This window comes from Actinomadura rudentiformis, assembly GCF_008923185.1.
Classification (GTDB): domain Bacteria; phylum Actinomycetota; class Actinomycetes; order Streptosporangiales; family Streptosporangiaceae; genus Spirillospora; species Spirillospora rudentiformis.
This window is the reverse complement of the sequence record NZ_WBMT01000022.1, coordinates 1-26,175: the sequence shown is the minus strand read 5'-3', so window position 1 is coordinate 26,175 and position 26,175 is coordinate 1. Positions and strand designations below refer to the sequence as shown.

At 72.0% G+C, this 26,175-nt stretch carries 24 protein-coding genes and 2 pseudogenes; 8 read left to right on the top strand and 18 right to left on the bottom strand.

From position 1 onward, the window contains the following. The first annotated feature begins 98 nt into the window (after positions 1-98). Positions 99-1,205: an NAD(P)/FAD-dependent oxidoreductase gene (locus F8566_RS37955; RefSeq protein ID WP_151567026.1), complete on the top strand. Its 1,107-nt coding sequence runs from the start codon at positions 99-101 to the stop codon at positions 1,203-1,205. Here F8566_RS37955 and aztD read toward each other — a convergent pair. From aztD to aztB, 4 genes are read right to left on the bottom strand one after another with little or no spacing between them, the layout of a single operon-like run. Next, complete coding sequence (gene aztD / locus F8566_RS37950) at positions 1,192-2,340, bottom strand: zinc metallochaperone AztD (protein WP_151567024.1); 1,149 nt, start codon at positions 2,338-2,340, stop codon at positions 1,192-1,194. The two genes, F8566_RS37955 and aztD, sit on opposite strands and share 14 nt — an antisense overlap. Then, positions 2,337-3,260, bottom strand: a complete 924-nt coding sequence (gene aztC, locus F8566_RS37945; protein WP_151567022.1) for a zinc ABC transporter substrate-binding protein AztC — start codon at positions 3,258-3,260, stop codon at positions 2,337-2,339. The genes aztD and aztC overlap by 4 nt, the downstream gene beginning before the upstream one ends. Further along, complete coding sequence (locus tag F8566_RS37940; protein ID WP_151567020.1) at positions 3,254-4,417, bottom strand: hypothetical protein; 1,164 nt, start codon at positions 4,415-4,417, stop codon at positions 3,254-3,256. Before F8566_RS37940 ends, aztC begins: the two co-directional genes overlap by 7 nt. Next, entirely contained in the window at positions 4,414-5,286 is an 873-nt protein-coding gene (aztB, locus tag F8566_RS37935) for a zinc ABC transporter permease AztB (protein WP_151567018.1), read from the bottom strand. The genes F8566_RS37940 and aztB overlap by 4 nt, the downstream gene beginning before the upstream one ends. A gap of 56 nt (positions 5,287-5,342) precedes the next feature. On the opposite strand from aztB, the gene aztA reads away from it, so the two are divergent. Then, positions 5,343-6,020 (top strand): zinc ABC transporter ATP-binding protein AztA, encoded by a 678-nt coding sequence (aztA, locus tag F8566_RS37930; RefSeq protein WP_225993877.1) that lies wholly within the window; start codon positions 5,343-5,345, stop codon positions 6,018-6,020. Here aztA and F8566_RS37925 read toward each other — a convergent pair whose 3' ends face one another. From F8566_RS37925 to hutH, 4 genes are read right to left on the bottom strand one after another with little or no spacing between them, the layout of a single operon-like run. Continuing rightward, positions 6,021-7,406 (bottom strand): formimidoylglutamate deiminase, encoded by a 1,386-nt coding sequence (locus tag F8566_RS37925; protein WP_151567014.1) that lies wholly within the window; start codon positions 7,404-7,406, stop codon positions 6,021-6,023. A gap of 10 nt (positions 7,407-7,416) precedes the next feature. After that, the gene (locus F8566_RS37920; RefSeq protein WP_225993876.1) at positions 7,417-8,619 is read right to left on the bottom strand and encodes an allantoate amidohydrolase; all 1,203 of its coding nucleotides are present in this window, start codon (positions 8,617-8,619) and stop codon (positions 7,417-7,419) included. Positions 8,620-8,669: 50 nt separating this feature from the next. Then, on the bottom strand, positions 8,670-10,328 hold the full coding sequence (gene hutU, locus F8566_RS37915; RefSeq protein WP_151567012.1) for a urocanate hydratase: 1,659 nt from the start codon (positions 10,326-10,328) through the stop codon (positions 8,670-8,672). Positions 10,329-10,372: 44 nt separating this feature from the next. Continuing rightward, complete coding sequence (gene hutH, locus F8566_RS37910; protein ID WP_404800383.1) at positions 10,373-11,929, bottom strand: histidine ammonia-lyase; 1,557 nt, start codon at positions 11,927-11,929, stop codon at positions 10,373-10,375. A gap of 99 nt (positions 11,930-12,028) precedes the next feature. On the opposite strand from hutH, the gene F8566_RS37905 reads away from it, so the two are divergent. Continuing rightward, positions 12,029-12,793, top strand: coding sequence for an IclR family transcriptional regulator (locus tag F8566_RS37905; protein ID WP_151567010.1), 765 nt, complete (start codon positions 12,029-12,031; stop codon positions 12,791-12,793). Positions 12,794-12,861: 68 nt separating this feature from the next. On the opposite strand, the gene F8566_RS37900 is transcribed toward F8566_RS37905, so the two are convergent. The 4 genes and pseudogenes from F8566_RS37900 to F8566_RS37885 all read right to left on the bottom strand — a co-directional run. Next, positions 12,862-13,776, bottom strand: coding sequence for an ABC transporter substrate-binding protein (locus F8566_RS37900; protein WP_151567008.1), 915 nt, complete (start codon positions 13,774-13,776; stop codon positions 12,862-12,864). A 49-nt stretch (positions 13,777-13,825) separates the two neighbouring features. Next, positions 13,826-14,524, bottom strand: a complete 699-nt coding sequence (locus F8566_RS37895) for an ABC transporter permease (protein WP_192810071.1) — start codon at positions 14,522-14,524, stop codon at positions 13,826-13,828. Beyond that, positions 14,521-15,243, bottom strand: coding sequence for an ABC transporter permease (locus tag F8566_RS37890; protein WP_192810070.1), 723 nt, complete (start codon positions 15,241-15,243; stop codon positions 14,521-14,523). Before F8566_RS37890 ends, F8566_RS37895 begins: the two co-directional genes overlap by 4 nt. Positions 15,244-15,299: 56 nt before the next feature. Further along, positions 15,300-16,103: pseudogene (locus F8566_RS37885) on the bottom strand (ABC transporter ATP-binding protein); the annotation flags it as partial. Positions 16,104-16,293: 190 nt separating this feature from the next. Between F8566_RS37885 and F8566_RS37880 the strand changes: the two are divergent. Continuing rightward, entirely contained in the window at positions 16,294-17,757 is a 1,464-nt protein-coding gene (locus F8566_RS37880; RefSeq protein ID WP_151567004.1) for an aromatic amino acid ammonia-lyase, read from the top strand. 34 nt (positions 17,758-17,791) lie between these two features. Here F8566_RS37880 and F8566_RS37875 read toward each other — a convergent pair whose 3' ends face one another. Then, positions 17,792-18,787, bottom strand: a complete 996-nt coding sequence (locus F8566_RS37875; protein ID WP_151567002.1) for a LacI family DNA-binding transcriptional regulator — start codon at positions 18,785-18,787, stop codon at positions 17,792-17,794. A gap of 118 nt (positions 18,788-18,905) precedes the next feature. Here F8566_RS37875 and F8566_RS37870 point away from each other — a divergent pair, with 118 nt between their 5' ends. The 3 genes from F8566_RS37870 (at position 18,906) to F8566_RS37860 (ending at position 21,103) form a co-directional block, all read left to right on the top strand. Beyond that, positions 18,906-19,826 (top strand): amidohydrolase family protein, encoded by a 921-nt coding sequence (locus F8566_RS37870; RefSeq protein WP_151567000.1) that lies wholly within the window; start codon positions 18,906-18,908, stop codon positions 19,824-19,826. After that, a complete protein-coding gene (locus F8566_RS37865; protein ID WP_151566998.1) occupies positions 19,816-20,379 on the top strand; it encodes a cysteine dioxygenase in 564 nt (187 codons plus the stop codon). The genes F8566_RS37870 and F8566_RS37865 overlap by 11 nt, the downstream gene beginning before the upstream one ends. Positions 20,380-20,461: 82 nt before the next feature. Then, a complete protein-coding gene (locus F8566_RS37860; RefSeq protein ID WP_151566996.1) occupies positions 20,462-21,103 on the top strand; it encodes a hypothetical protein in 642 nt (213 codons plus the stop codon). Here the strand turns inward: F8566_RS37860 and F8566_RS37855 are convergent. Beyond that, positions 21,024-21,737 carry a TetR/AcrR family transcriptional regulator gene (locus tag F8566_RS37855; protein ID WP_151566994.1) on the bottom strand — a complete coding sequence of 238 codons (714 nt, stop codon included), beginning with the start codon at positions 21,735-21,737 and terminating at the stop codon, positions 21,024-21,026. The two genes, F8566_RS37860 and F8566_RS37855, sit on opposite strands and share 80 nt — an antisense overlap. A 248-nt stretch (positions 21,738-21,985) precedes the next feature. Between F8566_RS37855 and F8566_RS37850 the strand changes: the two genes are divergently transcribed. Continuing rightward, positions 21,986-22,819: an SGNH/GDSL hydrolase family protein gene (locus tag F8566_RS37850; RefSeq protein ID WP_151566992.1), complete on the top strand. Its 834-nt coding sequence runs from the start codon at positions 21,986-21,988 to the stop codon at positions 22,817-22,819. A 13-nt stretch (positions 22,820-22,832) separates the two neighbouring features. Here F8566_RS37850 and egtD read toward each other — a convergent pair whose 3' ends face one another. From egtD to F8566_RS37830, 4 genes and pseudogenes are all read right to left on the bottom strand, one after another. Beyond that, positions 22,833-23,783, bottom strand: coding sequence for an L-histidine N(alpha)-methyltransferase (egtD, locus tag F8566_RS37845; protein WP_151566990.1), 951 nt, complete (start codon positions 23,781-23,783; stop codon positions 22,833-22,835). Between the two features lie 9 nt (positions 23,784-23,792). After that, positions 23,793-24,530 carry an ergothioneine biosynthesis protein EgtC gene (egtC, locus tag F8566_RS37840; protein WP_151566988.1) on the bottom strand — a complete coding sequence of 246 codons (738 nt, stop codon included), beginning with the start codon at positions 24,528-24,530 and terminating at the stop codon, positions 23,793-23,795. Further along, positions 24,530-25,837 carry an ergothioneine biosynthesis protein EgtB gene (egtB, locus tag F8566_RS37835; protein ID WP_151567332.1) on the bottom strand — a complete coding sequence of 436 codons (1,308 nt, stop codon included), beginning with the start codon at positions 25,835-25,837 and terminating at the stop codon, positions 24,530-24,532. The genes egtC and egtB overlap by 1 nt, the downstream gene beginning before the upstream one ends. Before the next feature lie 149 nt (positions 25,838-25,986). Then, positions 25,987-26,175 (bottom strand): annotated as a pseudogene (locus F8566_RS37830) (hypothetical protein); the annotation flags it as partial.

Genomic DNA, 26,175 nt, shown 5'->3' with positions numbered 1-26,175 from the left:
TCTTAAGCCGGTGAGCAGGACCGCGAAACGTCCGGCTCGGGGCTGCACGTCATGTGGGGTCTTACGGCGGCTCGGGCCGGTGGGACACAGTGGTCTGCATGGTCGAGAACGTGGTCGTGGTCGGGGCCGGAGTCTACGGCGCGGCGGTGGCCGCGTCGCTCGCACGGCGGGGTGCGTGTGTCGCCGTCGTGGACGCCGGTGCGCCGGCGAGCGGCACCTCCGGGGCGACGTTCTCCTGGACCAACTCCTGCGGCAAGCAGCCACGGTCGTACCACGATCTCAGCGTCGCCGGCATGGAGGCCCATCGGAGGCTGGCGGCCGAGGTGCCCCATGGCCGCTGGTACCACGAGAGCGGCAACCTGGAGTGGGCCGACGACGACGCCGAACGCGAGCAGCTGCGCAGGAAGGTCGACGGCGTTCTGCAATACGGCTACGACGCGCGCTGGCTCAGCCGTGCGGAAGTGCTACGGCTCGAACCCGACATCGACCCCGCCGAGCTCCCGCCGGACGAGATCGCCTACTTTCCGCGCGAGGGCTGGATCGAGCCGGCTCCTCTGATCGCTCATCTGGTCTCGACCGCGGTCGGCCGTGGTGCCGAGGTGATACAGAACGACGCCGTCACCGGCCTGGAGGTGGCCGGCGGCATGGTGCGCACCGTCCGGCTCGCCTCGGGACGGCGGCTCGTCGCGGACGCGGTCGTCAACTGTGCGGGCCCGCAGGCCGGCCAGATCGCCGAGCTCGCCGGGCTGGCCCTGCCGATGCGCAATATGCCCGGAGTCCTGGTGTACACGTCGCCGGTCGCGGTGTCGGTGTCTCGTGTCGTACACGCCCCGCGCGTTCATTTGCGCCCGGACGGCGCCGGGCGTCTGCTGCTGCACACCCCTGACATCGATGGCGCGGTCGGAGCGTCCGGCACCGTTGAGCAGCAGGCGGTGGACGAAGTCTTGGAGGCGGGACGCTCGCTGTACCCCGGGCTCCGGGCGGCGACCGTGCAGGACGTCCGGGTGGGTGAACGGCCCATCCCCGGTGACGGCCTGCCGGTGCTGGGGCGGGTGGCCGAGCTGCCCAACTTCTTTTTCGCCGTCTCGCACAGCGGCGCCACGCTGAGCCTGCACGCCGGTGACCTGGTCGCCGCCGAGGTGCTCGGCGGCGACCAGGACGGCGCGCTGGCGCCGTTCCGCTTCGAGCGGCTCAGACTCCCGTGATCTCGTTGGGGGTGTGGGGCAGGTCGGCAGTGATCTTGATCTTGCCGGTCTCGATGTTGACCGCGTGGAGCTTCTTGGTGGCCGGGTCGGTGACGTAGGCGGTGTCACCGTTGACGTAGAGGGCCGGGCGGGCCTCCTGCCACTCGATGGGCTCCTTCCAGGGGGCCTGGATCTTGATCTTCTTGGTGACCTTGGCGGATTCGGGGTCGATGACGCGCAGCGCGCCGTCGGTGCCGAGAACGAGGGCCTCGCCGTGCGGGCCGCGGCCCAGGGAGCGGAACGTATAGCTGGCGCCGAGGTCGACCAGGCGGAGCTTGCCGGTGGTCGTGTCGATCAGCGAGATCCGCTCCGGGCGTTCGAGTTCGGCGTCGGCGTCGACCTTGTAGTCGCCGAGCACGATCGGGGACTCCTCGTGGCCCGCCTGGTTGCCGATGCGGCCGTACTCGTCCGGGGACTCGACCTTGGTGATCTTCCCTCCGGCGTAGATGAGCACGCCGGTCTCGCAGCCGATGACCACGGCCTCGTCCTTGGCCGTGGCCTCGCCGTGGACGCCGGGGCACTGCTCGTTGCGGGTGATCTCCTTGCCGTCCGGGCTCAGGACGCGGATGCCGGTGCGCTTGTCCTCGGTGCCCAGCGTGGCGACCAGTTCGCCGTTCTTGAGCTGGATGGCGACGCCGTGGTGGGGGTGCTCGCTGTCGTGGGTGGTGACCTTCGGCAGGGCGGTGCCGAGTTCCCGGGGGTCGAACGTTGTGATCTTGCCGGTGCCGTCGGAGAACAGCACGGTCCTACCCGCGTGCCGGACCACGTGGCCGGGCTTGGGGGCGGCGAACTCCTCGGTGCGCAGGGTGGCCCCGGCCGCGTCGAGGACGCGGAACCCGGTGGCGGTCGAGACCAGCACGTGGCGGCCGTCGCCGGCGGCGTTGACCCGGTTGAAGCCGGGCAGCGGGATGTCCTGGACGACCTTGAGCGTCGTCCGGTCCAGGATCTGGAGGCCACCGTCGTAGGTCGTGACGAGCGGGTCGGCGACCTTGACCTGTGCCTTCGCGGCGGCGGCCGTGGAGTTCCTGGTGTCGGCACCGCCGCAGGCGGTGAGGGCGAGCGCCGTGAGCGGGAGGGTCACAAGCAGGGACTTCATCGATCTCTTTCCTGTGTGAGGCCGGCGACGATGGCGTCGGTGTTGGCGCGCATCATCCGCAGGTAGGTGGGGGCGCCGCCGTCGGCGGCGGTGAGCGATTCGGAGTACAGCGGCGTGACCTTGATCCGCAGGCCCGTCTCGGCCGCCATGACGCGGGCGAGCCGGTCGGGCTGGGAGGAGTCGGCGAAGACCGTCGGGACGCCGGCGCGGCGGACGGCGTCGGCCAGCGACTTCAGGTCCGCGCCGCTGGGCGAGGCCAGTGTCGTGCCACTGGGGATGACCGCGCCGATCACGGTGAAGCCGAACCGTTCGGCCAGGTAGCCGAAGACGTGATGGTTGGTGACCAGGTTGCGGCGGTCGGCGGGGAGGGCGGCGAAGCGCGCGGTCATCCAGCGGTCGAGGTCGAGGAGGTGCGCCCGGTACGCGGCGGCGTTGGCGCGGATCTTGGCGGCGTCGGCGCCGGGAAGGTGTTTGATGATCCGCGACGTGATCAGATCGACGGCCTTGAGCATCCGGGCGGGGTCGGTCCAGAAGTGCGGGTCGGGTCGCTGGGCGTTCTCGCCGGACTTGTAGGCGAGGGGGCCGATGCCCGCTCCTACGTCCAGGGTCGGTACGCCGGATGAACGGGCCGTCTCGACGTTGCGGGCCACGCCCTCCTCCAGGCCGAGGCCGTTGTGGACCAGCAGCGCCGCGTTCTCCATCCGCGCCGCGTCCTGGGCGGAGACGCCGAACGAGTGGGGGTCGGCGCCCGGCTTCATCAGCACCGTGACCGTGGTCTCGTCACCGGCGATCGCGCGGGTGACGTCGCCGAGGATGTTGGTGGTGACGACGATGCCCGTCCGGTCGGCGCCGCCGAGCGCCGAGCATCCGGTGAGGGCCAGGATCAGCAGGACGGCGGCTGCCGTGGCGCGGGTCACCATCCCGTCTCCACCATGTGCTGGGGGCTGAACGCCAGGTCGAAGGTGCGGGCGACGCGGAGGCCGTCGCGGTAGTCGATCTCGACGACCCGGCGGCCCGCGGGGTCGTTGACGTAGGCGCGGGCGGTGTCCACCTGGATCACCGATGCGGCATTGGGCTTCTTCAGGATGTTGGTCTTGTCGCCTTGCTTGCCGGTCTTGGGGTCGTAGGACCGCAACGTGCCGCCGGTGTCGAGGGCGAGCACCGGTGCGTCCTCACCTGTGCCGCTCACGGCGGTCAGCGGAGCCGAGCCCGCGCGATTCCAGGATTTGGCGGCCAGATTGAGGATCCACAGCCCGCGGTCGCCGGCCTTGGCGGCCAGGACCGGGGTGCCCGGGCGGTGGTGGAACTCCGTGGCTCTTTCCGCGGCTCGGACGCGGCCGGGATAGGCGATCTTGGTCCCGGTCAGCCGGCCGTCCTTCCCGGTCACCAGCAGCGCGCCGTCCGCACAGCCCAGCACGGCGCCGCGTTTGGTCACCGCCTGTCCACGCGCCTGCGGGCACGGCTCGGTGAGCCGGGCGGTCTCGGCGCCCTGGCGATCGTGCACGCGTACCGTCCCGTCGTCGGCGGCGATGACGAGGTGCTCGGCGTACGCGACGGCCGCGCGTCCCGGGATCCCGCGGGCGGCCGGGATCTTGCCGCCCTCCAGTGCCTTGCGGTCCAGGACGCGGACGGCCGGCCCGCCGGACACCGCGGTGACCGCCTGGTCGCCGGTGATGGCGCCGGGTGTGCCGGGGACGGTCCCGACGTCGCGGACGGCGGCCTTGTAGTAGTGAACATGGTCGCCGTGGTCGACGGTCCAGACCCCGCTGTCCACCGTGCGCATTCCTGCGGACGTGGTCAGGTAGGCGAAGCGCCCGTCGCTGCGCACGCCGGTGACGCCGGGCGCCGCCGCCACGTCGGTGACCTTCTCGGTCGCGGGATCCAGGAGGCGGACGCGGTCGTCGCCTGCGAGGACGAGCCGCCACTGCGCCTCGGATGCCTCTTCGGCTCCCGCCACGTACCCGTGCGGTTTCTCGGCGGCGGAGCTCGGACGGCTGTCCCCGCCACCGCAGGCGGTGGCCAGGAGCCCGGCCACCGCGACGGCGGTGGCGGGGCGGTACGGCAGGCGGGGGGTCATGAGGCGTGCTCCGGCTCGATGAGGCCGCGTACGGGCCGGGCGGTCGCCGGGGCCCAGCGGTCGCGGAGCCGGGCCGCCGCGGCGGACAGGAAGAACAGGGCGACGGCCGTGACCGCGATCGTCGCGCCGGCCGCCGTGCGCAGATGCCAGGAGAGCAGCAGCCCGATCACCGTGGACGCGGCGCCCGCCAGCGCGGCGCCGGCCATGACCAGGGGAACGCTGCGCGCCCACAACACGGCGGCGGCCGGTGGCGCGATCAGCAGGCCGAAGACCAGGAGGGTGCCGACCACATGGAAGGAGGCGGTGATCGCGAGCGTCAGCAGGGCGAGCAGCATCCCGTGCGCCAGCCGGGGACGCAGCCCGAGGGTGGCGGCCTTGCGCGGGTCGAAGGCGAGCGCGAGGAACGCGCGGTGCCCCAGCAGGGCGATGACGGCCGCGACCCCGAGGGCGGCGGCCAGCAGCACCAGATCACGCGGGCGGACGGCGAGCACGTCGCCGAACAGGAAGGCGGTCAGATCCACCGCGAAGCTCTCCGAGCGCGAGACGATGATCACACCGAGCGCGAGCATCCCCACGAACAGCAGCCCGATGGCGGTGTCGTCCGTCAGGCGCCGCGACCGCGACAGCGCGGTGACGCCGAACGCCATCGCGACCGCGCTGGCGAGCGCCCCGGCGAACAGGTTGCCGCCCAGCAGCGAGGCCAGGGCCACACCCGGGAGCATCCCGTGCGACATCGCGTCGCCGAGGAAGGCCATGCCGCGCAGGACGACCCACGTCCCCGCGAGGGCGCAGATGCCTGATACCAGCAAACCGCCCCACAAGGCGCGTTCAACGAAAGACACCCCAAAAGGGGCGAACAACCACTCCATGACGGCACCATACAATGAAAACCGTTATCGTTTGCAACCATGGAAGGGAGGTGCCTGTGGGGACGGCGATCGTGCTGGACGGAATCGACGCAGGTTACGGCGGGGAACGGGTACTGAAGGGAATCTGCGCCGAGCTGCCCCGGGGCAGGGTCACCGCCCTGCTCGGCCACAACGGGTCAGGGAAGTCGACGCTCCTCGGCGTCCTCGCGGGCCTGCACGCGCCCTCGGCGGGGAGCGTGCGGCACGACGGGGAACGACGCCCGGCGCTCGTCCTCCAGCACACCGCCGTCAGCGTGGCCCTGCCCCTGTCGGTGCGGGACGCGGTCGCGATGGGACGGTGGGAACGCCTCGGCTGGTGGCGCCGGACGACCGCCCGCGACCATGCCGTCGTCCGGGACTGCCTCGAACGGGTGGGCGCCGCCGACCTGGCCCGCCGGCAGTTCGCCGAACTGTCGGGCGGGCAGCGTCAGCGCGTCCTCATCGCGCAGGGCCTGGCACAGGAGTCCGGCGTGCTGCTGCTCGACGAGCCCGCCGCCGGGCTGGACACCGCCGCGCGGGAGCGCGTCCTCGCCATCATCGACGAGATCACCGCGACGGGCACGACCGTGGTGCACGCCACGCACGACGACGACGCGGCGCGCCGCGCCGGCCACTGCCTGCTCCTCGAACGCGGGCGGGTCCGGGCCGAAGGACGTCCGGAGGAGGTGCTGGCGGCGGCCTCCCTCCGGACGTGATCAGGATTCGGTGTCGGGGGCGGGGGTGGATTCGGGATCAGGTTCGGCGGTGACCTCGGCGATCGCGGCGGCCAGGGCGGCCGGGACGTCGTCAACGAGGAGATGGCGTCCGTCGCGGACGATCTCGCGTCCGGAGACCACCACATGCCGGACATCGGCGGCGGTCGCGGCGAACACCGCGGTCTCGGCGGCGAACTGCGGCCCCGGCCCCGCCGTGCGCACGGAGTCCAGCCCGACCGCGACGAGGTCGGCGTAGGCGCCGGGCTCCAAACGCCCCGCCTCCGGCCAGCCCAGGCCGTAGTGGCCGCTGGACGTGGCGGCGGCGAGAAGCTCGCCGGAGCTCCAGTGCCCGCGCTGCCGCGTGCGCAGCCGTTCGTCCAGCTCGACCGCGCGCGCCTCCTCGAAGAGATCGATCACCGCGTGCTGGTCCGAGCCAAGGCAGATCGGCGAACCCGCGTCGCAGAGGTCACGGGCGGGCCCGATGCCGTCGGCGAGGTCCCGCTCGGTCGTCGGGCACATGCACACGCCCGTCGTCGTGGTGCCGAGCAGCCCGATGTCCTCCTCGGTGAGATGGGTGGCGTGCACCGCGACGGTGAGGGCGCCGAGCGCGCCGCAGTCGGCGAGCAGGCGGGTCGGCGTCATCTCGTACTCCGCCAGGCACTCCTCGTTCTCCGCGGGCTGCTCAGAGAGGTGGACGTGCAGCGGCGCCCGGTGCTCCTTGGCCCAGCTCGCGACCGCGGCGATCTGCTCGCGCGGCACGGCGCGCACGGAGTGGATCGCGGCGCCCACCCGGGCGTGCGGTCGTGCGGTCTTGCCGGTCGACTCATAGAGGCTGTCGACGCGGCTCGCCCAGTTGCCGGCCGTGCCGTCGCCGAAGCGCAGTTGAGGCCCCTTGAGCGGCTGCCCGATCCCGCCCGCCAGGTAGCAGGCGTCCAGGAGCGTGATCCGGATGCCCGCGTCGGCGGCGGCGGCGATCAGCGCCTCGCCCATGGCGTTCGGCTCGCCGTAGGGCTCACCGCCGGGGCCGTGGTGCAAGTAGTGGAACTCGCCGACACAGCTGATCCCGGCGAGCGCCATCTCCGCGTACACGGCGGTGGCCAGGGCACGGTACGACACGGGATCGAGCCGTTCCGCGATCTTGTACATCTGCTCGCGCCAGGTCCAGAACGTGCCCCGATCGGCCTGAACGCGGCCGCGGAGCGCGCGGTGGAAGGCGTGTGAATGGGCGTTGGCCAGGCCCGGGAGGGTCAGGCCGGGGAGCCGTGCGGCGTCCGGCGGGGCCGGGACACCAGGCGTGACGCTGGTGAAACGTTCTCCGTCGGCCTCGATGAGCACATCGGCGGCCACTCCGTCTCCGAGCCAGGCGAACTCGGCATGCCATCGCATACTGAGACACCTACCCGCAAGCAAGGTCGTTGAGTACGGTCGCGAGGGCCTCAACTCCGGCCAGGCAGTCGTCCTCTTCCGCGAACTCCGAGGGGGCATGCGAGACGCCGGTCGGATTGCGCACGAACACCATCGCGGTCGGCATGCGGGAGGCGAGGATGCCCGCGTCGTGACCGGCGCCGGTCGGCAGGACGGGCACGCCGCCGAGCGCCTTGACCACCCGGTCGCGGAGATCGAGATTGAAGTCGACGACCTCGGTGTAGGACTCCTCGGCCAGGTCGACGGTCACCCCGTGCGCCCCGGCGCCGGCCCGCGCGGCCTCGTGGATCTCCGCCACCGTGCGCCGGACGGCGTCATCGACGGGGCCCCGGCTGTCGAGCCAGGCGGCGACGCTGGACGGGATGGCGTTCACCCCGCCCGGCGTCACGTGCACCTTCCCGACCGTCGCCACGGTCTCGTTGCGCTCGGCGGCCTCGCGGGCGGCGAGCACCATCCGGGCGAACGCGAGCATCGGGTCGCGCCGGTCGGCCAGCCGGGTCGTGCCCGCGTGGTTGCCCTCCCCGGCGAAGTCGAACCGCCATCGCCCGTGCGGCACGATCGAGCTCGCCACCCCGACCGGATCGGTCAGGGCCCGTCCCTGCTCGACGTGGAGCTCGACGTAGCAGCCGATCCGGCCCAGCAACTCCTCGTCCGGCCCGATCGTGTCCGGGTCGATGCCGTTCTCGGCCGCCACCTCGGCGAACGACCGGCCGTCCCCATCGGTGAGTCCCCGGGCACGGCCGGGGTCGATGGCACCGCTGAGGAGCCGCGAGCCAAGGCAGGCGACGCCGAACCGGGCGCCCTCCTCTTCAGCGAAGGCCCCGATCCCGATCGGCCGGTCCGGCCGTACGCGGCGTTCGCGCAGCAGGTCGATCGCGGCGAACGCGGACACGACGCCGAGCGGGCCGTCGAACGCGCCCCCGCCCGGCACCGAATCCAGATGGCTGCCCGTCAGCACGCCCTTCACCGACGGGTCGATGCCCTCCGGATACCACCACGCGAAGAGGTTCCCGTTGCGGTCGCGTTCGACCTCCAGGTCACGCCGCCGCGCCTCGTCGAGGAACCAGGCACGGCACTCCAGTTCGGGCGCGGTCCACACGAACCTGCGGTAACCCCCGCTCTCGGGATCGCGCCCGACCGGCAGCAGCGACGCCCACATCTCCTCGAAGCCCACGGCTCTCCCTGCTGGATCAGATTCCTGCGTCGATCAGATTCCTGCGTCGATCAGCGCTCGGACATCGGGATGCGGACGCCGCGTTCGGCCGCGACCTCGTTCGCCCGCTCGTAGCCCGCGTCGGCGTGCCGCATGACGCCGGAGCCCGGGTCGTTGGTCAGGACGCGCTGGAGCTTCTCGCCCGCCAGCGCCGTGCCGTCGGCGACGCAGACCTGCCCGGAGTGGATGGAACGGCCGATGCCGACGCCGCCCCCGTGGTGGATCGACACCCACGTGGCGCCGGACGAGGTGTTCAGCATCGCGTTCAGCAGCGGCCAGTCGGCGATCGCGTCGGAGCCGTCGAGCATGCCTTCGGTCTCGCGGTAGGGCGAGGCGACCGAGCCGGTGTCGAGGTGGTCGCGGCCGAGCACGATCGGCGCGCTGATCTCGCCGCGCGCGACGAGGTCGTTGAAGAGGGCGCCCGCCTTGTCGCGCTCGCCGTAGCCGAGCCAGCAGATACGGGACGGCAGGCCCTGGAAGTGCACCCGCTCCCCCGCCATCTTGATCCACCGGGTCAGCGGCTCGTTGTCCGGGAACAGGTCGAGGATCGCCTGGTCGGTGCGGGCGATGTCCTTGGGGTCGCCGGACAGGGCGGCCCAGCGGAACGGGCCCTTGCCCTCGCAGAACAACGGCCGGATGTACGCGGGTACGAAGCCCGGGAAGTCGAAGGCCCGGCTGTAGCCGTGGAGCTGTGCCTCGCCGCGGATCGAGTTGCCGTAGTCGAAGACCTCGGCGCCCGCGTCCTGGAAGCCGACCATGGCCTCGACGTGCGCGGCCATCGACTCGCGGGCCTTGGCGATGAAGCCCTCGCGGTCCTTGTCGCGTTCGGCCGCCATGTCCTCGAACGCCACCCCGCGCGGCAGGTACATCAGCGGGTCGTGCGCGCTGGTCTGGTCGGTGACGATGTCGATCGGGGCACCCCGGCGCAGCAGCTCCGGCACGAGGTCGGCGGCGTTGCCGAGCACGCCGATCGAGAGCGGGCGGCGGGCCGCCTTGGCCTCCTCGGCCAGGCGGAGTGCTTCGTCCAGCGAGTCGGCGCGGACGTCGCAGTAGCGGTGCGCGACGCGGCGGTCGATGCGGGACGGGTCGCACTCGATGCAGATCGCGACGCCGCCGTTCATGGTGACGGCGAGCGGCTGGGCGCCGCCCATGCCGCCGAGCCCGGCGGTCAACGTGATCGTCCCGGCGAGGGAGCCGCCGAAGCGCTTCTCGGCCACCGCGGCGAACGTCTCGTACGTGCCCTGCAGGATGCCCTGGGTGCCGATGTAGATCCACGACCCGGCGGTCATCTGGCCGTACATCGTGAGCCCGAGCGACTCCAGCCGCCGGAACTCCTCCCAGCTCGCCCACTGCGGCACCACGTTGGAGTTGGCGATGAGCACGCGCGGCGCCCACTCGTGCGTACGGAAGATCCCGACCGGCTTGCCGGACTGGACGAGCAGCGTCTCGTCGCCCTCCAGGCCGCTCAGCGAACGGACGATGCCGTCGAACGAGTCCCAGTTGCGGGCCGCCTTGCCGGTCCCGCCGTAGACGACGAGCTCGTCGGGATGCTCGGCCACCTCGGGATCGAGGTTGTTCTGGATCATTCGCAGCGCGGCCTCCTGCGGCCAGCCCTTCGCGGCGGTCAGCGAGGTGCCGCGTGGCGCGCGCACGGGGCGGGGACCAGACATGGGGTGCTCCTTCTCAGATGGAGGCTCAGGGTGAAGAGGCCGACTCAGGAGAGCGGGCCGATGACGCTTTCGGCGGCGGCGACAAGATCGCCGTTCCGGACGAGTTCGGTGGCGGCCGCGATCTCCGGCGCCAGGTAACGGTCGGGGCCGGGGCCGGGGACCCGTTCGCGCAGCTTGGCGACCACCGCGCCGGTGGCCGGGCCGGGCCGCAGCGGCGTCCGCAGGTCGAGGGCGCGGGCGGCGGTGAGGATCTCGATGGCAACGACCTGGGCGAGCCCGTCCACGGTCCTGCGCAGCTTGCGCGCCGCGTTCCAGCCCATCGAGACGTGGTCCTCCTGCATGGCCGAGCTGGGGATCGAGTCCGCGCTGGCGGGAGCGGCCAAACGCTTCAGCTCCGAGACGATCGCGGCCTGCGTGTACTGGGCGATCATGTGGCCGGAGTCTACGCCCGGGTCGTCGGCCAGGAACGGCGGCAGCCCGAACGAGCGGGCCTTGTCGAGCATGCGGTCGGTGCGGCGCTCGGACATCGACGCCACGTCGGCCGCCGGGATGGCCAGGAAGTCCAGCACGTACGCCACGGGGGCGCCGTGGAAGTTGCCGTTGGACTCCACGCGGCCGTCGGGGAGCACGACCGGGTTGTCCACGGCGGAGGCCAGCTCGCGGGAGGCGACCAGCTCGGCGTGCGCGAGGGTGTCGCGGGCGGCGCCGTTGACCTGGGGGGAGCAGCGCAGCGAGTACGCGTCCTGGACGCGGGTGCAGTCCGGGCCGCGGTGCGACTCCATGATCTCCGAGTCGTCGAGCAGAGCACGCAGGTTGGCGGCCGAGGTGGCCTGGCCCGGGTGGGGGCGCAGGTCCTGCAGGTCGGCGGCGAAGACCCGGTCGGTGCCCAGCAGGGCCTCGACGGTCATCGCGGCCGCCACGTCGGCGGCGGTGAGCAGCCGGTGCAGGTCGCGGATCGCCAGCACCAGCATGCCGAGCATGCCGTCGGTGCCGTTGAGGAGCGCGAGCCCCTCCTTCTCGCCGAGCGCGACCGGCGAGATCCCGGCCTCGGCCAGGGCGTCGGCCGTGGGCTTCAGCTCACCCGCGGCGTCCCGGACGAACCCCTCGCCGATCAGCGCCAGCGCGACGTGCGCGAGCGGCGCCAGGTCACCGGAGCAGCCCAGGCTGCCGTGCTCGTGGACGACCGGCGTGATGCCCGCGTTCAGCAGCGCCGCGAGGGTCTGCGCGGTCACCGGCTGCACGCCGGTCCGGCCGGACGCCAGCGTGCGCAGGCGCAGCAACATCATCGCCCGGACGACCTCGCGCTCGACCTCCGGACCCGATCCCGCCGCGTGCGAGCGGACGATGTTGAGCTGCAGCTTGGCGCGCAGCTCGGGGGCGATGTGCCGGGTCGCCAGCGCGCCGAAGCCGGTGGAGACGCCGTAGACGGGCGTCGGCCGGGCGGACAGCTCGTCGATGTGCGCCCGGGTGGCCGCCATCCCCTTGAGCGCCTCACCGGTGAGCGTGATCGTTGCGCCGTCGCGGGCCACCGCGACGACCTGATCGAAGGTCAGAGGTTCCGGTCCGACCTCGATGTTCGTGTCCACCATGCCGAAACTCATACCCACCATTGGATCGCCCAGAGCGGCTCCGCCGTAGACCTCGGGCGGCCGTTGTGTCTGAAATACGAGACAATGGGTTGAATACGGAAGGAGGGGAGCATGGGTCAGGTTCCTGCCGCCCGCCGTGCCCTCGCCGTGCTGCGGCTGCTGGCCGGCTCCGCCGGTCCTCTCCCCGCCTCGACGATCGCGCGGTCCCTCGACCTGCCCCGGTCGAGCACGTATCACCTGCTCACGGCCATGGCCGAGGACGGCTTCGTGGCCTACCTGCCGGAGGAACGCCGCTGGGGCCTGGGCGTCGGCGCGTTCGAGATCGGCTCGGCCTACCTGCGGCACGGCCCGCTCGAACGCCTCGCACGCCCCCTGCTGCGGCGGCTGGTCGACCGCGTCGGGGAGATCGCCCAGCTCGGCGTCCTGCACGGCGCCGAGACCCTCTACCTGCTGAAGGAACAACCGCGGCGGCACGCCACCCTCGTGACGGACGTCGGGGTCCGGATCCCCGCGCAGCTCACGGCGAGCGGCCGCTCGATGCTGGCCCACCTGCCGGCGGCCCAGGTCCGCGCGATCTTCCCGGGCCCGTTCGTCGACCGGACGGGCCATGGACCCTCATCCCTGCGGGAGCTTCGCCGTGAACTGGCCGAAGAAGCCCGGCGCGGCTGGTCGATCGAGGACGGCTACGTCACCGAGGGCTTCGCGAGCATCGCCGCCTGCTCGTTCGACCACACCGGTCACCCCACCGCGGCCATCACGGTCACGTTCCGCCGGGAGAAGCGCCCCCAGGACACCTGGCCCCAGCTCGCCACCCACGTACGCGCCGCCGCCGCCGACCTCACCACCCGCCTCGGCGGTCACATCCCCGAAAGATGAACGGCCGCGCTCCCGGTGGAGCACGGCCGTTCAGGGCGCTGCGAGTGTTGCCAGGATCAGACCGAGGATCAGACGAGGCCCGACTTCTGGAGCCACTCCTTGGCGACGTCCTCGGGGTCGGCCTTCTCGGTCTTCATCTTGCCGTTCATGTCGATGAGGTCCTGGGTGGTGAGCTTGGCCGAGACCGCGTTGAGCGCGGCACGGGCGGTCTCGTTCACCTTGGACTTGTAGACGAGCGGCAGGACGTTCTGGGCGCCGAAGACGTTCTTGGGGTCCTCCAGCGCGACCAGCTTCTCCTTGGCGATCGCCGGGTTGGTCGTGAAGAGGTTGGCGGCCTGGATCTGCCCCTTGGTCAGGTTGGACAGGGTGATCGGCCCGGTGTCCAGGGACTTGAACTCCTTGAACTTCAGGCCGTAGACCTTCTCCAGCCCGACCATGCCCTGCTGGCGCGTCTTGAACTCCGGCGGGCCGCCGACGACCATGTCCTTGGCGACCGCCTTGAGGTCCTCGATGGTCTTGAGGTTGTTCTTGGTCGCGGTGTCCGAGGTCACCACGAGGGCGTCCTTGTCCTCCGCCTTGGACGCGGGGAGGATCTCCAGCGCGGCCGGCAGCTTGGCCTTGAGCGCGGCGTCCACCTCCTGCGTCGTGGAGGCGGTGCTGGTCTTGTCGACCCGCGCCAGGAGCGCGCCGTTGTACTCGGGGAAGACCTGGATCGCGCCGCTCTCGACCTGGCCGTAGTAGACCTCACGGGCACCGATCTTGGGCTTGCGCTCGACCTTGATGCCCTTGGCCTCCATGGCCTGCGCGTAGATCTCCATGATGACCTCGCTCTCGGCGAAGTCGGCGGAGCCGACCGTGATGGTCCCCCCGGCACCGCCCTTGTCGCCGCCCTTGAGCGGATCGCCGCCGTCGTCGCCGCCGCACGCGGCGAGCGCCAGCGTGGCGGCCAGCGCGAGCGCGGCGCCTCGAATGAACCGGGACATATCTCGTTCCTTCCTCAAGGGCCTGTGGAGAGCCCGTTCGATGCCGTGGTCAGGACCCGGCGTACTGGAGCCGGGTCCCCGGCGAGACGACGAAGCGGCGTAGCGCCGTGAAGACGAGCTGGATGACCACCGCGAGCACGGCGACCAGGATGGCGCCGCCGGCCATTCGGTCGTACTCCTGGCGGGCGTAGCCGTCGACGATGTAGCGGCCGAAGCCGCCCAGGCCGACGTACGCCGCCAGCGTGGCGGTGGAGACGATCTGGATCGCGGCCGTGCGCAGCCCCAGCAGGACGAGCGGGAGCGCCACCGGCAGCTCCAGCCGCAGGATGACCTGCGGCGCGGTCATGCCCATGCCCTCCGCCGCGTCGCGCAGCCCGGGTTCGACCTGCTGGACGCCCGCGTAGGCGTTCACCAGGACCGGTGGGACCGCCAGCACGACCAGCGGGATCAGGATGGGGACCAGATCGCCCGCGGAGGTGAGGATCACCGCCAGGATGAGCAGGCCGAGCGTGGGCAGGGCCCGCGCCGCGTTGGCCGAGGAGGTCACCACGAAGCCGCTGACCGCCGCCAGCCGGCCCTGGCGCACGTGGCCCAGCAGCAGGCCGAGCGGCAGCGCGATCAGGACGGTGAGGGCGAACGCGAGCAGCGAGTACCAGAGGTGTTCGAGCAGCCGGTTCGGGATGCCGTCGACGCCGCTCCACTGCTCGGACCGGCCGAACCACTCCAGCGCGTTGAGGATCGCGTTCACGCGGCACCTCCTGTCGCGAGCACTTCCTTCTCCCGTTTGCTCGCGCCGCGGGTGCGTTCCCATGGGGTGAGCAGGCGCTGGATCAGCAGGAGCACCATGTCGGAGACGAACGCCAGCGCGATGATGAGCACGATCCCCACGACGAGCGGCGTCGGGAAGTCGCGCCGCAGGCCGTCGGTGAACAGCTCACCCAGCCCGCCGATCCCGATCATCGCCCCGACGCTGACCAGGCTGATGTTGGAGACCGTGGCCACCCGCAGCCCGGCCATCACGACCGGCACGGCGATCGGCAGCTCGACCTGCACCATCCGGCGCGTCTCGCCGAAGCCCATGGCGGTGGCGGACTTGCGCACGTGGTCGGGCACCGAGCCGAGGCCGTCCACGACGCTCGGCACCAGCACCGACAGGGTGTAGAGGGTCAGCGGGATGATCACCGTCGTGTACGTCAGCCCGGTGAACGCGACCAGCACCACGAAGAGCGCGATCGCGGGCAGCGCGTACAGCACGCTGGTGACCGCCAGCACCGGCGGGTAGAACCGCCGCCACCGGGCGCACGCGATGCCCAGCGGGAGCGCGATGAGAAAGCCGAGCAGGATGGGCGTGAACGACAGGATCAGGTGTTCCTTGAGCGACTCGAGGATGTCGTCGTCCCAGTTGCGCGCGATCCAGTCCCACCGGATCAGCGGCTCGCCGTCCCCGATCGCCAGGGCCGCGTACATCGGGCTCACCGCTCCGCCGCCGTCGAGCCCGCCTCGGGCCGGTCGGCAGCGGCACGCTGCTCAGCGGCCTGCTCCGTAGCCTGCTCGGCGGCCTCCTCGGCGTCCAGTTCCTGGAAGAAACGCAGCCGCTTGATGCCGCGCTCGCCGCCGAGGAAGTCCCTGACGAAATCGTCCGCCGGGGCGTCCAGGATCTCCTCCGGGGTGGCGTACTGCGCGAGCTTGCCGCCCACCTGGAAGACCGCGATCTTGTGCCCGAGCTTGATCGCCTCGTCGATGTCGTGGGTGACGAAGACGATCGTCTTCTCCAGATCGTTCTGCAGCCGGAGGAACTCGTCCTGGAGGCTGGCCCGCACGATCGGGTCGACCGCGCTGAACGGCTCGTCCATCAGCATGATCGGCGGGTCGGCCGCGAGGGCCCGGGCCACGCCGACGCGTTGCTGCTGCCCGCCCGACAGCTGGGCCGGATAGCGCTTGGCCAGTTTGGGATCGAGCCCGACGCGCTCCATCAGCTCGTGCGACCTGGCGCGGGCCTTCTTCTTGTCCCAGCCGAGCAGGAACGGCACGGTCGCAATGTTGTCGACGATCGTGCGGTGCGGGAAGAGCCCGGCCTGCTGGATGACGTAGCCGATACCGCGGCGGAGCGTGGGCGGGTCGATCTCGCGCACGTTCTTCCCGTCCACGGCGACGACGCCCTCGGTGGCGTCGACCATCCGGTTGATCATGCGGAGGGAGGTGGTCTTGCCACAGCCGGACGGGCCGACCAGCACGGTGATCCGCCCGGCGGGGATCTCCAGGTCCAGGGTGTCGACGGCGACGGTGCCGTCCGGATAGCGCTTGGTCACGCCCTCAAAGGTGATCAAACGGTTCACGTCCTCGCCGGGCGTCGGTGCAACGCCGTCATTCCGCTCGTGGTCAGGGATGCAAGAAGATCGGGTTCGGCCTCGTACCCCACAGTAGTCAATCGTTATCCTCGGCCCAATGCCCCGTCCGTGCCCGGACATCGCTTCCAAAGCATATCGATCTGATTACTACGGAAAGTAACGTTTGTCCGTGGACGACAGCCGAATCGTTATCGACGGCACCACCCTGACCTGCCCCACGGTGGCCCGTGTCGCGCGCGGCGACGTGACGGTCGCCGTGGCCACCGAGGGCGTCGAGCGCGCGCGGGAGGCCTGGCGGATCGCCGGTGAGGTGGCCGAGGCGCGCCCCGTGTACGGCCGGACCACCGGCGTCGGCGCCAACCGCGTCGTCGACGTCGAGTGGGAGGACGCCGACGCGCACGGCCTCCGCCTGCTCCGCAGCCACGCCGCGGGCGCGGGCCCCCTGGTCTCGCCCGAGATCGTCCGGGCGATGGTGCTCATCAGGCTCAACCAGATCTCGGCCGGCGGCTCCGGCGTGGACCCCGGCGTCCTCCAGCCGCTGGCGGACGTGCTCAACCTCGGGCTGCTGCCGCCCGTCCCCGTCTACGGGGCGATCGGCACCGGCGACCTCACCGCGCTCGCCTCCACCGCGCTGTGCCTGCTCGGCGAGCGCTCCTGGCTGTCCGGCCCGGACGGCGGGCAGGAACGCGGGCCGGGGTTCCGGCTCCGGTCGGCCGACGCGCTGGCGTTCATCAGCTCGAACGCGGCCACGCTGGGCGAGGCGGCGCTGGCGGCGACCGACCTGCGCATGCTGCTCGACGCCTCGACGGTCGTCGCGGCGCTCTCACTGTTCGCCGTACGCGGGTCGGAGGAGCCGTACGCGCCGTACGTGCACGAGGCGTGCCCGCATCCGGGCCAGGCCGAGGTGGCCGCGACGATGCGCATGCTGCTGGCCTTCGACCACGCCGAACCCGCCCGGATCCAGGACCCGTACGGCTACCGCGCGTTCCCCCAGGTCCACGGCCCGGCCCGGGAGAGCGCCCTGTACGCCGAGGACGTGATCACCCGCGAGATCAACGCCGCGGCGGAGAACCCCCTGATCGACCGGGCGGGCCGCACGGTCTGGCACAACGGCAACTTCCACACCGCCTACGTCGGCCTGGCGCTCGACTCGTCCCGCGCGGCGCTCTTCCAGACCATGGCGCTCTCCACGGCACGCCTCGGCACCCTCACCGAGCCGTCCTTCACCGGCCTGCCGCCCTTCCAGGCGGCCACCGAGGCCTCCTCCGGGATCATGGTCCTGGAGTACGTGGCGCACTCGGCCCTGGCCGACGTCCGCCGCTACGCGACCCCGGCCGCCCTCGGCGGCGCCGTGCTGTCGCGGGGCGTGGAGGAGCACGCGGGTTTCTCCACCCAGTCGGCCCGCGCCACGACCGACGCGCTCGCCGCGTACCGCATCGGGCTTGGCTGCGAACTCGTCGCCGCCACCCGTGCCTTGCGCATGCAGGGCAGGATCCCCTCGGGAGGGCCGTTGAAGGCGGCCCACGACCTGGCCACCGGAATCCTCGATCCGCGGATGGAGGACCGCCCGCTGGACGCCGACATCGCCATGGCCGCCGACCTTCTCCCCCACCTGGCCCGGCTCCTCGCCTAGGCCCTCGTCCAGCGCCTAGGCCCCGGCGCGGTGATCAGCCGGTGGAGGCGCGGACGCGGAGGTTGGGCTCGCGGACGACCCGGCGGCGGCGCGGGGTGCCGTCGATGACCTCGACGACCAGCCGGACGGCGGCGGCCACGATGCCGTCGATGTCCCAGTCGACGGTGGTGAGCGGCGGTGTGAGCAGGGCCGACATCGGATGGTTGTCGTAACCGCAGACCGCCACGTCGCCGGGAACGGCCAGACCGAGCTCGCGGGTCGCCGCGTAGACCCCGTAGGCGATCGAGTCGGAGAAGCAGAAGACCGCGGAGGGCCGGTCGCGGTCGGCCAGCACCCGGGTCGCCACCTCGGTCGCCTCCGGCAGGCTCTGCGGGGCGACGATGAGGTCGACCTCCAGGCCCAGCCGTTCGGCCTCGGCGTTCACGTGCACGTCGGCGGGGCGGTCGGGGGTGCCGGCGAGGGTGGGGCTGAACACGGCGACGCGGCGGTGGCCGAGTGAGTGGAGGTGCTCCAGGGCGAGCGTGACACCCCGCCGGTTGTCGAAGACGACCTCGCCCTGGGAGTGGTCGCCGCGGAGCGCGTCGCCGATCGACACGACCGGGGTCGACTCGGCCAGCTCGGCCCAGAGCTCGGCGGACGGGTCGAGCGGCTGCACGATCAGCCCGTCCACCCGCTGGTCGCGCAGCTGGCGGGCCAGGGCCAGCTCGCGGCCGGGGTCGTTGCCCGCGTCGACGATCAGCGCGTAGCGGTCGCGGGCGAGGAGCTCGCGGCCGATGCCCACGGCCAGCGACTGCTGCCAGTAGTCGCCCAGCGAGCCGCAGAGCAGGCCCACCATGCCGGTGCGCCCGCTGGCGAGGGCCCGGGCGATCGGGTGTGCCTCGTAGCCGAGCTCCTCGGCCGCCGCGCGGACCCGTTCCTGGGTCTCCTCGGAGGTCTGGATGCCGCGCAGCGCGTATGACACGGCCGCAGGCGACAGCCCCGTCGCCTGCGCCACTTCCCTGATCGTCGCGCGCTTGCGCCTGTTCGGCACCCCACAACCCTAGGGGGTCGGGCCGACGATTCCACGGTATCCGACTTGACGCGGCGACGGCTGAACCGGTTCACTGAAACGGTTAACTGATGCGGTTCAGTACCCACTTCCAGGAAATATGCGACACGTCGACGTGCACCAGCATCTGTGGAGCGCCCCCTTCGTCGAGGCCCTCCGCGATCGCCGCACGCCTCCGTACCTCGACGGGTGGACGCTGCACCTGGCGGGAGAGCCGCCCTACGAGGTCGATCCGCTGGACCATGACGTCGCCGTCCGGGCCGGGCAGGCCGAGGCCGACGGGCTCGACCTCGCGCTGGTCTCGCTCTCGTCGCCGCTCGGCATCGAATGGCTCCCCGCCGCCGAGGCCCGGCCGCTGCTGGACGCCTACCACGCCGGGGCCCTGACGCTGCCCGACCCGTTCGGGTCCTGGGCCGCCGCCTCCGTACGGGACATCGACGCCGGGCACCTCGCCGAGGTCCTCGACGAGGGGTTCGCCGGGCTCCAGTTGCCCGCCGCCGCGCTGGCCGACGCCGCCGGATACGAACGTTGCGGCCCGCTGCTCGACCTCCTCGACGAGCGCGGTCTGCCCCTCTTCGTCCACCCCGGCCCCGCATCCGGCCTCGATGTTCCGTCTGGAGGCGGCGGCCCGGCATGGTGGCCGGCCCTGGTGCCGTACGTCCAGCAGATGCACGCCGCCTGGTTCGCGTTCCGCGCGTTCGGCCGGCCGCGCCATCCACGCCTGCGCGTGTGCTTCGCGCTGCTCGCCGGGCTCGCGCCCCTGCATGGCGAGCGCCTGGCGGCCCGGGGCGGCGGCCGTGGCGAGGTCGACCCCGGCGCGTTCGTCGAGACCTCGTCATACGGGCCGCGCGCCGTCGACGCCGCCGTCCGCGCGCTCGGCATCGACGTGATCGTCCATGGCACCGACCGGCCGTACGCCGGTCCCACCGACCTCGCGCTCGGCGAGGCCGCACACCACGCGTTCCGCGTGACCAACCCACACCGTCTGCTCACAGGAAAGGAGCCGACCAATGCCGCCTGAGGTCACGACCTGCGTCCAGGGCACCGCCCCGCGTCTCGACGATTCCGGCTCGGGCATCGACGATCTGCCCGACCGCCCGCTCGACCGCCGCGAGCTGCGCGCCCTCGTCGACAGGCTTGCCGAACAACCCGAACTCTGGCGGCAGCACGTCGCCTTCTCCGACGGGCAGCGGCACTACGCCTCACTGCACCGCGACGAGTACGTGGACGTGTGGTTGCTCTGCTGGACGCCGGAGAACGACACCGGCTGGCACGACCACGACATCTCCTCGGGAGCCGTACGGGTCGTCGCGGGCGCGCTTGAGGAGTGCAACCCGCGGATCGGCGGCGCCCACGTCAAGACGGTCATCCCCGCAGGGACGTCCTTCTCGTTCAGCGCCGACCACATCCACCGGCTCGTCGGCCTGGACGCGGCGAGCGTCTCGATCCACGCCTACTCGCCGCCGCTCTGGCGGCTCGGGCAGTACTCGATCGACGACGACGGCGTGATGCGCCGCGTGTCGGTCAGCTACGCCGACGAACTGCGTCCCCTGGCGGAACCGGAGCCCGCCTAGCGCCTGGCCACAACCGAGCACCGACCGCTAGCTTGAGTAGGCGGGATGATCGGACTGGGGGTCGGCCAGACGGGAGGCCCGGATGCCGGAAGAGCCGGACCGGCGCGTTCGCCTCATCAACGCCTTCGTGGAGGTGGCCGCCGAGCAGGGTTTCGCCCGGACCACCGCCGCCGCCGTGGCGGCCGAGGCGCGGCTCCCCGAGGAGGACTTCCACGCTTGCTTCACCGACGTGGAGGACTGCTTCCTCGCGGCGTACGAGCACGGCTGCGGCGTCCTCCACACCCGCGTCAGCCGCGCCTACCAGGCGGAGCCGTCCTGGCCCGACGGGATCCGGGCCGGCCTGCGGGTCATGTTCGAGGTCATGGCGGACGCCCCTGCGTTCACGCGGATGTCCGTGGTCGAGGCCACCTCGGCCGGCCCCCGGGTCCGGCGTGCCCGGCTCCGGGTGATGTCGGGTTACCGGGCGTTCCTGGCCTGCCCGGGGCATCCGCGCATCCCGGACGCGGTCCGCGACGCGATCATCGGCGGGGTCTACGGAACGATCTACGACTACGTGGAAGCCGGCCGGACCACGGAGCTGCCCGAACTGCTCCCGGCGATGACCTACTTCACGCTGCTCCCCTACACCGACCACGGGGAGGCCCTCAGGGAGCTCGGCCCATCCGCGCCAGCTCCCGAGCGGCCCCTTCCTTCCCCAGCAGGGGAAGCAGCACGAAATAGGTGAGGGAGGAGACCAGCTCCGGCAGCTCCGCCGCCCGGCCCGCGTCGACCTTCAGGTAGATGGCGCTGTAGACCCCGCCGACGACCGCGTCCGCCACCGCGTCAGGGACCCCCGCCACGCCAGGCTCGGGAGCGGTCAGCAGGGCGCGGAAGCCCTCCAGGGAGCGCGTGCGCCCGCGCCGCACCCCGGGCGGCGCCGAGTTGATCTCGACCACCGACACCCGTGCGAACCGCGGCTGCCCGGCCAGCATCTCCAGCAACGTCCGCATCGCCGCCAGCACGCCCTCGGTCCACGACGCGGCCCCCTTCCGGGCCTCCTCCACCCGGGCCACGATCAGGTCGGTGCCCTGTTCGTAGGCGGTGCGGAAGCACTCCTCCCGGTCCGCGAAATGGTCGTAGAACGCCTTCTTGGTCACCCCGGCCGCGTGGGTGATCCGGCTGATGGTGGCCTGGGGGTAGCCGTGCTCCGCCACGACCTCCACGAAGGCGTCGACCAGCCGGTCGCGCTGGTTCTCCGCCACCGTCTCCGGCGCCAGGCCATGACGGCCTCGCTTGATGCCCCGGTCGGGTTCACGGGCCGAACGGGACCCGGGCAGCATCACATCCGCTATGGCGGCCTCCGGTGGGTGGTTCATCATGGGCCTCGATCCAGCCTATGACGGGGACCAGGCAGTACGCCGGTCATCCGCGACCGGACCAGGCCACCACCACCGGAAAGTCCGGGTATGGCCGCTTACGAGTCGGTGAACGCGGCAGGCGAACGTTCTTTGACGACGACGCCACCGGCAAGGTTTCCTGGGTCCGCGCTCGCAACGTTAGGCCCGCGTTATGCGGCTCCTCGGTAAGATGCGGCGACGCCTTCCCGGAATCATTTGGTGGTCCTTCCATGTCATCTCGCCGCGCCCGCCGCGGCGCGGCGATCCTGTCGCTGTGCCTCGGTCTCCTCCCGGCGACCGCGTGCGGCGAGTTCGGCGGCGACGCCGTCAGGCGGGAGGCGTCCCAGGCGCAGAAGGGCCAGGCACGCAACGGGCAGGCGCGGGACGGGGCCGGCGCGGGCGCGCCCGCCGCCGCGGCCGCCCCGGTCGTGATGATCCTCGGCGACAGCTACACGGTCGGCGAACGCGGCAGCCAGCCGGAGACCACCTATGCCCCGGCGGCGGCACGGCTGCTGGGCTGGCAGGTCGTCGCGGCGGGCAAGGCCGGCACCGGCTTCGTCGCCACCGGCACGCGCCGCCGCAGCACCACCCAGGGCGGGGCCAGGACCGCGGGCCAGACGTTCATGGGCCTGTTCGAGAGCCAGCTCGGCTGGCGCCCGGCCCCCGATCTGCTGATCGTCTCCGGCGGCCACAACGACCGCAAGTACCCCGCCGTGCAGACCGGCCAGGCCGCCCGGGAGCTGCTCACCCGGGCCAAGCAGCGCTGGCCGGGCACGCCGATCGTGCTGATCGGCCCCATCTGGGGGAACGACACGCCCCTGCCGACCACCCTCGCCATCCGCGACGTCCTGCGCGGCGTGGCCCAGGAGCTGAAGATCCCGTTCATCGACCCGATCGCCGAACGCTGGATCACCGGCAACCGCGCCACCGGCACGGGCAACGCGCCGGGCTACATCCGCCCGGACGGGGTGCATCCGACCATCGAGGGCCATCGTTACCTGGCCACCCGGCTGGTGGCCGACATCAAGCGCCTCGGCCTGGAGCACCCCGTGCGTAAGGGCTGACTCGCAAGGCGCCCTAGGCGGGACGGGCGAGGGAGAGCGAGAAGTCCCCGGCGTCGTCGGTCCACAGCTCGGCGAGCTTGAGCCCGGCCGCGTCCAGCTCGGCCTCCAGGCGTTCGGGACGGAACTTCGCGGAGATCTCCGTCCGCATCTCCTCCCCGGCGGCGAACGCGACCTCCAGGTCGAGCCCGCCCACCCGGACGGTCTGGTCTCGCGTGGCGCGGAGCCGCATCTCGATCCACTCGTCGCCGGCGTTCCAGAGCGCGACGTGCTCGAAGGACTCCGGCACGAAGTCGGCGTCGAGCTCACGGTTGATCACGCGCAGCACGTTGCGGTTGAACTCGGCGGTGACCCCCGCCGCGTCGTCGTAGGCGCGGACGAGCCGTTCCTCGTCCTTGACCAGGTCGGCGCCGAGCAGCAGCGCGTCGTCCGGCCCCATCGTGGCGCGCACGCCGCCGAGGAACCCGATCCGGGTCGCCGGCGCCATGTTGCCGATCGTGCCGCCCAGGAACGCGATCAGCCGCCGGTCTCCTCCGGGCAGCAGATGCAGGTGCTGCTCGTAGTCGGCGACGACGGGCCGGACGGTCAGCCCCGGATGGTCGGCGGCGATCTGCCCGGCGGCCTCGGTCAGGAAGTCCCCGCTCACGTCCACCGGCACGTACGAGCGGAGCGTGGGACTCAGCGCGGCCAGGAGCAGCCGGGTCTTCTCCCCAGAGCCCGCGCCCAGCTCCAGCAGCGTCTCCGCGCCCGTCACTGCGGCGATCTCCGGTGCCCGCGTGATGAGGATCTCGCGCTCGCGCCTGGTCGGGTAGTACTCGCCGAGCCGGGTGATCTCCTCGAAGAGCGCGCTGCCCCGTTCGTCGTAGAACCACTTGGGCGGCAGCGTCTTCGGCGTGCCGGTGAGGCCTTCCCGTACGTCCTGGCGAAGCGTCTTGGCAAGGTCGTCAGCGGTCAGATACTGATCCACGAATCCCTCTCAGAGCGGGTAGACATGCACGCCGGACGCGAGGTCGGCGGTCACGAGCGAACGTTCGGGCACGGCCTCCCAGCCGGGCTCCTCGGTGACGGGTTCGGAGGCGAGCCAGATCGCCTCTCCGGCCGTCCTGACGAACAGCGAGTCGCCCCAGGTGGTGGCCGCCAGCGCGGTGCCGTCGGAGGCGAGCAGGTTGTAGCGGCCCGGGGCCAGCCCGGACACCGAACGGACCACGTCGGCGATGCCGTCGCCGAGGGACGCGCCCTCGCGCCACAGCCGGGCGGCGAAGGCGAACAGCAGCGCCGAGTCGACCGGCGCCCGCGCGTCGGGCACCTCCGCGAGATCACCCGCCAGTTCCCGGAGCTTGCTCTCGACTCCGGCGAATCCCTCGACCTTGCCGTTGTGGCTGAACAGCCGTGCCCCGGCCCGGAACGGCTGGGCGCACGACTCGTCCACCGGGAACCCCGTGGTCGCCGACCGGAGCGCGGCCATCGCGCAGCTCGCCCGGACGACCCCGGCGACCTCGCGGAACGAGACGTCCGTCCAGATGGGCTGCGCCCTCCGGAATCTCCTGGCCCCGCCGTCGCCCTCGTACCAGCCGATGCCGTAGCCGTCGGCGTTGAGCAGGTTGCCCTGGGTCATGCGCGGCGCGTACGACTGGCGCTCCATCGAGTGCTCCCCCTCGTAGAGGAGCGAGGCCAGCGTGCGTGCCGGTCCGAGGTAACCAAGGTGACGGCACATCAGCTCCCACCCGCCGACCGGGCACAGCGGAAGCCCGTGAAGATCTGCCGCCGGATCGGATAGTCCCAGTTGCGGAACGTGCCCCGGACGGCCAGCGGATGGGTCGCCCACGACCCGCCGCGCAGCACCTTGTAGTCAGGGCCGAAGAAGACCTCCGAGTACTCCTTGTACGGGAACGAGCGGAACCCCGGGTAGCCGTGGAAGTCCGAGGACGTCCACTCCCACACGTCGCCGATCATCTGCCGGACGCCGTACGCGGAGGCGCCCTTCTCGTACGAGCCGGCCTCCGACGGCCTGAGCATGCGCTGCCCGAGGTTGGCCCGGCCGTCCTCGTACACGTCGCCCCACGGGTAGCGGCGGGAACGGCCGGCGGCAGGATCCCAGCGCGCCGCCTTCTCCCACTCGGCCTCGGTCGGCAGGCGCTTGCCCGCCCACCGGGCGTACGCGTCCGCCTCGTACCAGGACACGTGCTGAACCGGCTCAGCCTGCGGCACCGGCTCGGTACGGCCGAAGCGGCGCCGCACCCATCCCGTCCCCTCGCGGGTCCAGAACGCGGGGGCCTGCTTGCCTCCGGCGGTCCGCCACTCCCAGCCCTTCGGGTCCCACCAGCGCGGGTCGTCGTAGCCGCCCGCCTCCATGAAGGCGAGGTACGCGGCGTTCGTCACCGGCTCGGCGTCGATGTAGTACGACGGCAGATCGACGATGTGCCCAGGGCGTTCGTTGTCGTAGGCCCAGGGGTCGCCGGAGGTGCCCATCTGGAACGGTCCTGCCTCGATCAGCACCTCACCCCCGGCGGGCGATGTCCGCACTGCCTCGCCGGGTGGTTCGAGCAGGGCCGGGGCGCCCTTGCGGAGCTGATGGGTGGCGAGCATGGTCTCGTCGTGCATGTGCTCGTGCTGGACGACCATCCCGTACACGAAACCGCCCGACGTGAGCGGCGCGTCGGTGTCGAAGCGCACCGACGACAGGGAGTCGAGCACCTTGGCGCGCACGGTCTCGATGTACGCGCGCGCCTCGCCCGGCGGCAGCAGCGGGAGCGAAGGGCGTTCCGCGCGCGGGTGCTCGAACGCGTCGTACAGCGTGTCGATCTCGGGCCGCATCGGCTCGATGCCCGCGGCCTCGCGCAGCAACCACAGCTCCTCGTAGTTGCCGACGTGCGCCAAGTCCCACACCAGCGGCGACATCAGCGGCGAGACCTGGCTGGTCAGCTCGGCCTCGTCCAGCACCTCGGTGGTCAGTCCCAGGCTGCGGTCCCGGACCCGCCCCAGCTCGTCGGCGATCAGCTCCTTGAGCGCGTGCTCGTCCATGGCGTCCGGTGGCACGGTGTCCGGTGGCACGGTGTCCGGTGGCACGGTGTCCGGTGGCACGGTGTCCGGTGGCACGGTGTCCGGTGGCACGGTGTCCGGTGGCACGGTGTCCGGTGGCGTGGTGTCCGGTGGCGTGGTGTCCAGTGGCTTCATCGGGGCCACGTCAGGTTCTCCTTGGCTCGGGAAATGTCATCCGCTCGGGACATGTGATCGTCGGCGGGGGTGCGGCCCTGGTCGACGTAGCGGTCGGCGTACGCGCCCACCAGCGGGACCAGCCCGGCCGCGCCCAGCCGGGGCAGCGCCTCCAGCGCGGCGGCGACGCACGCGCGGGCGGCCCG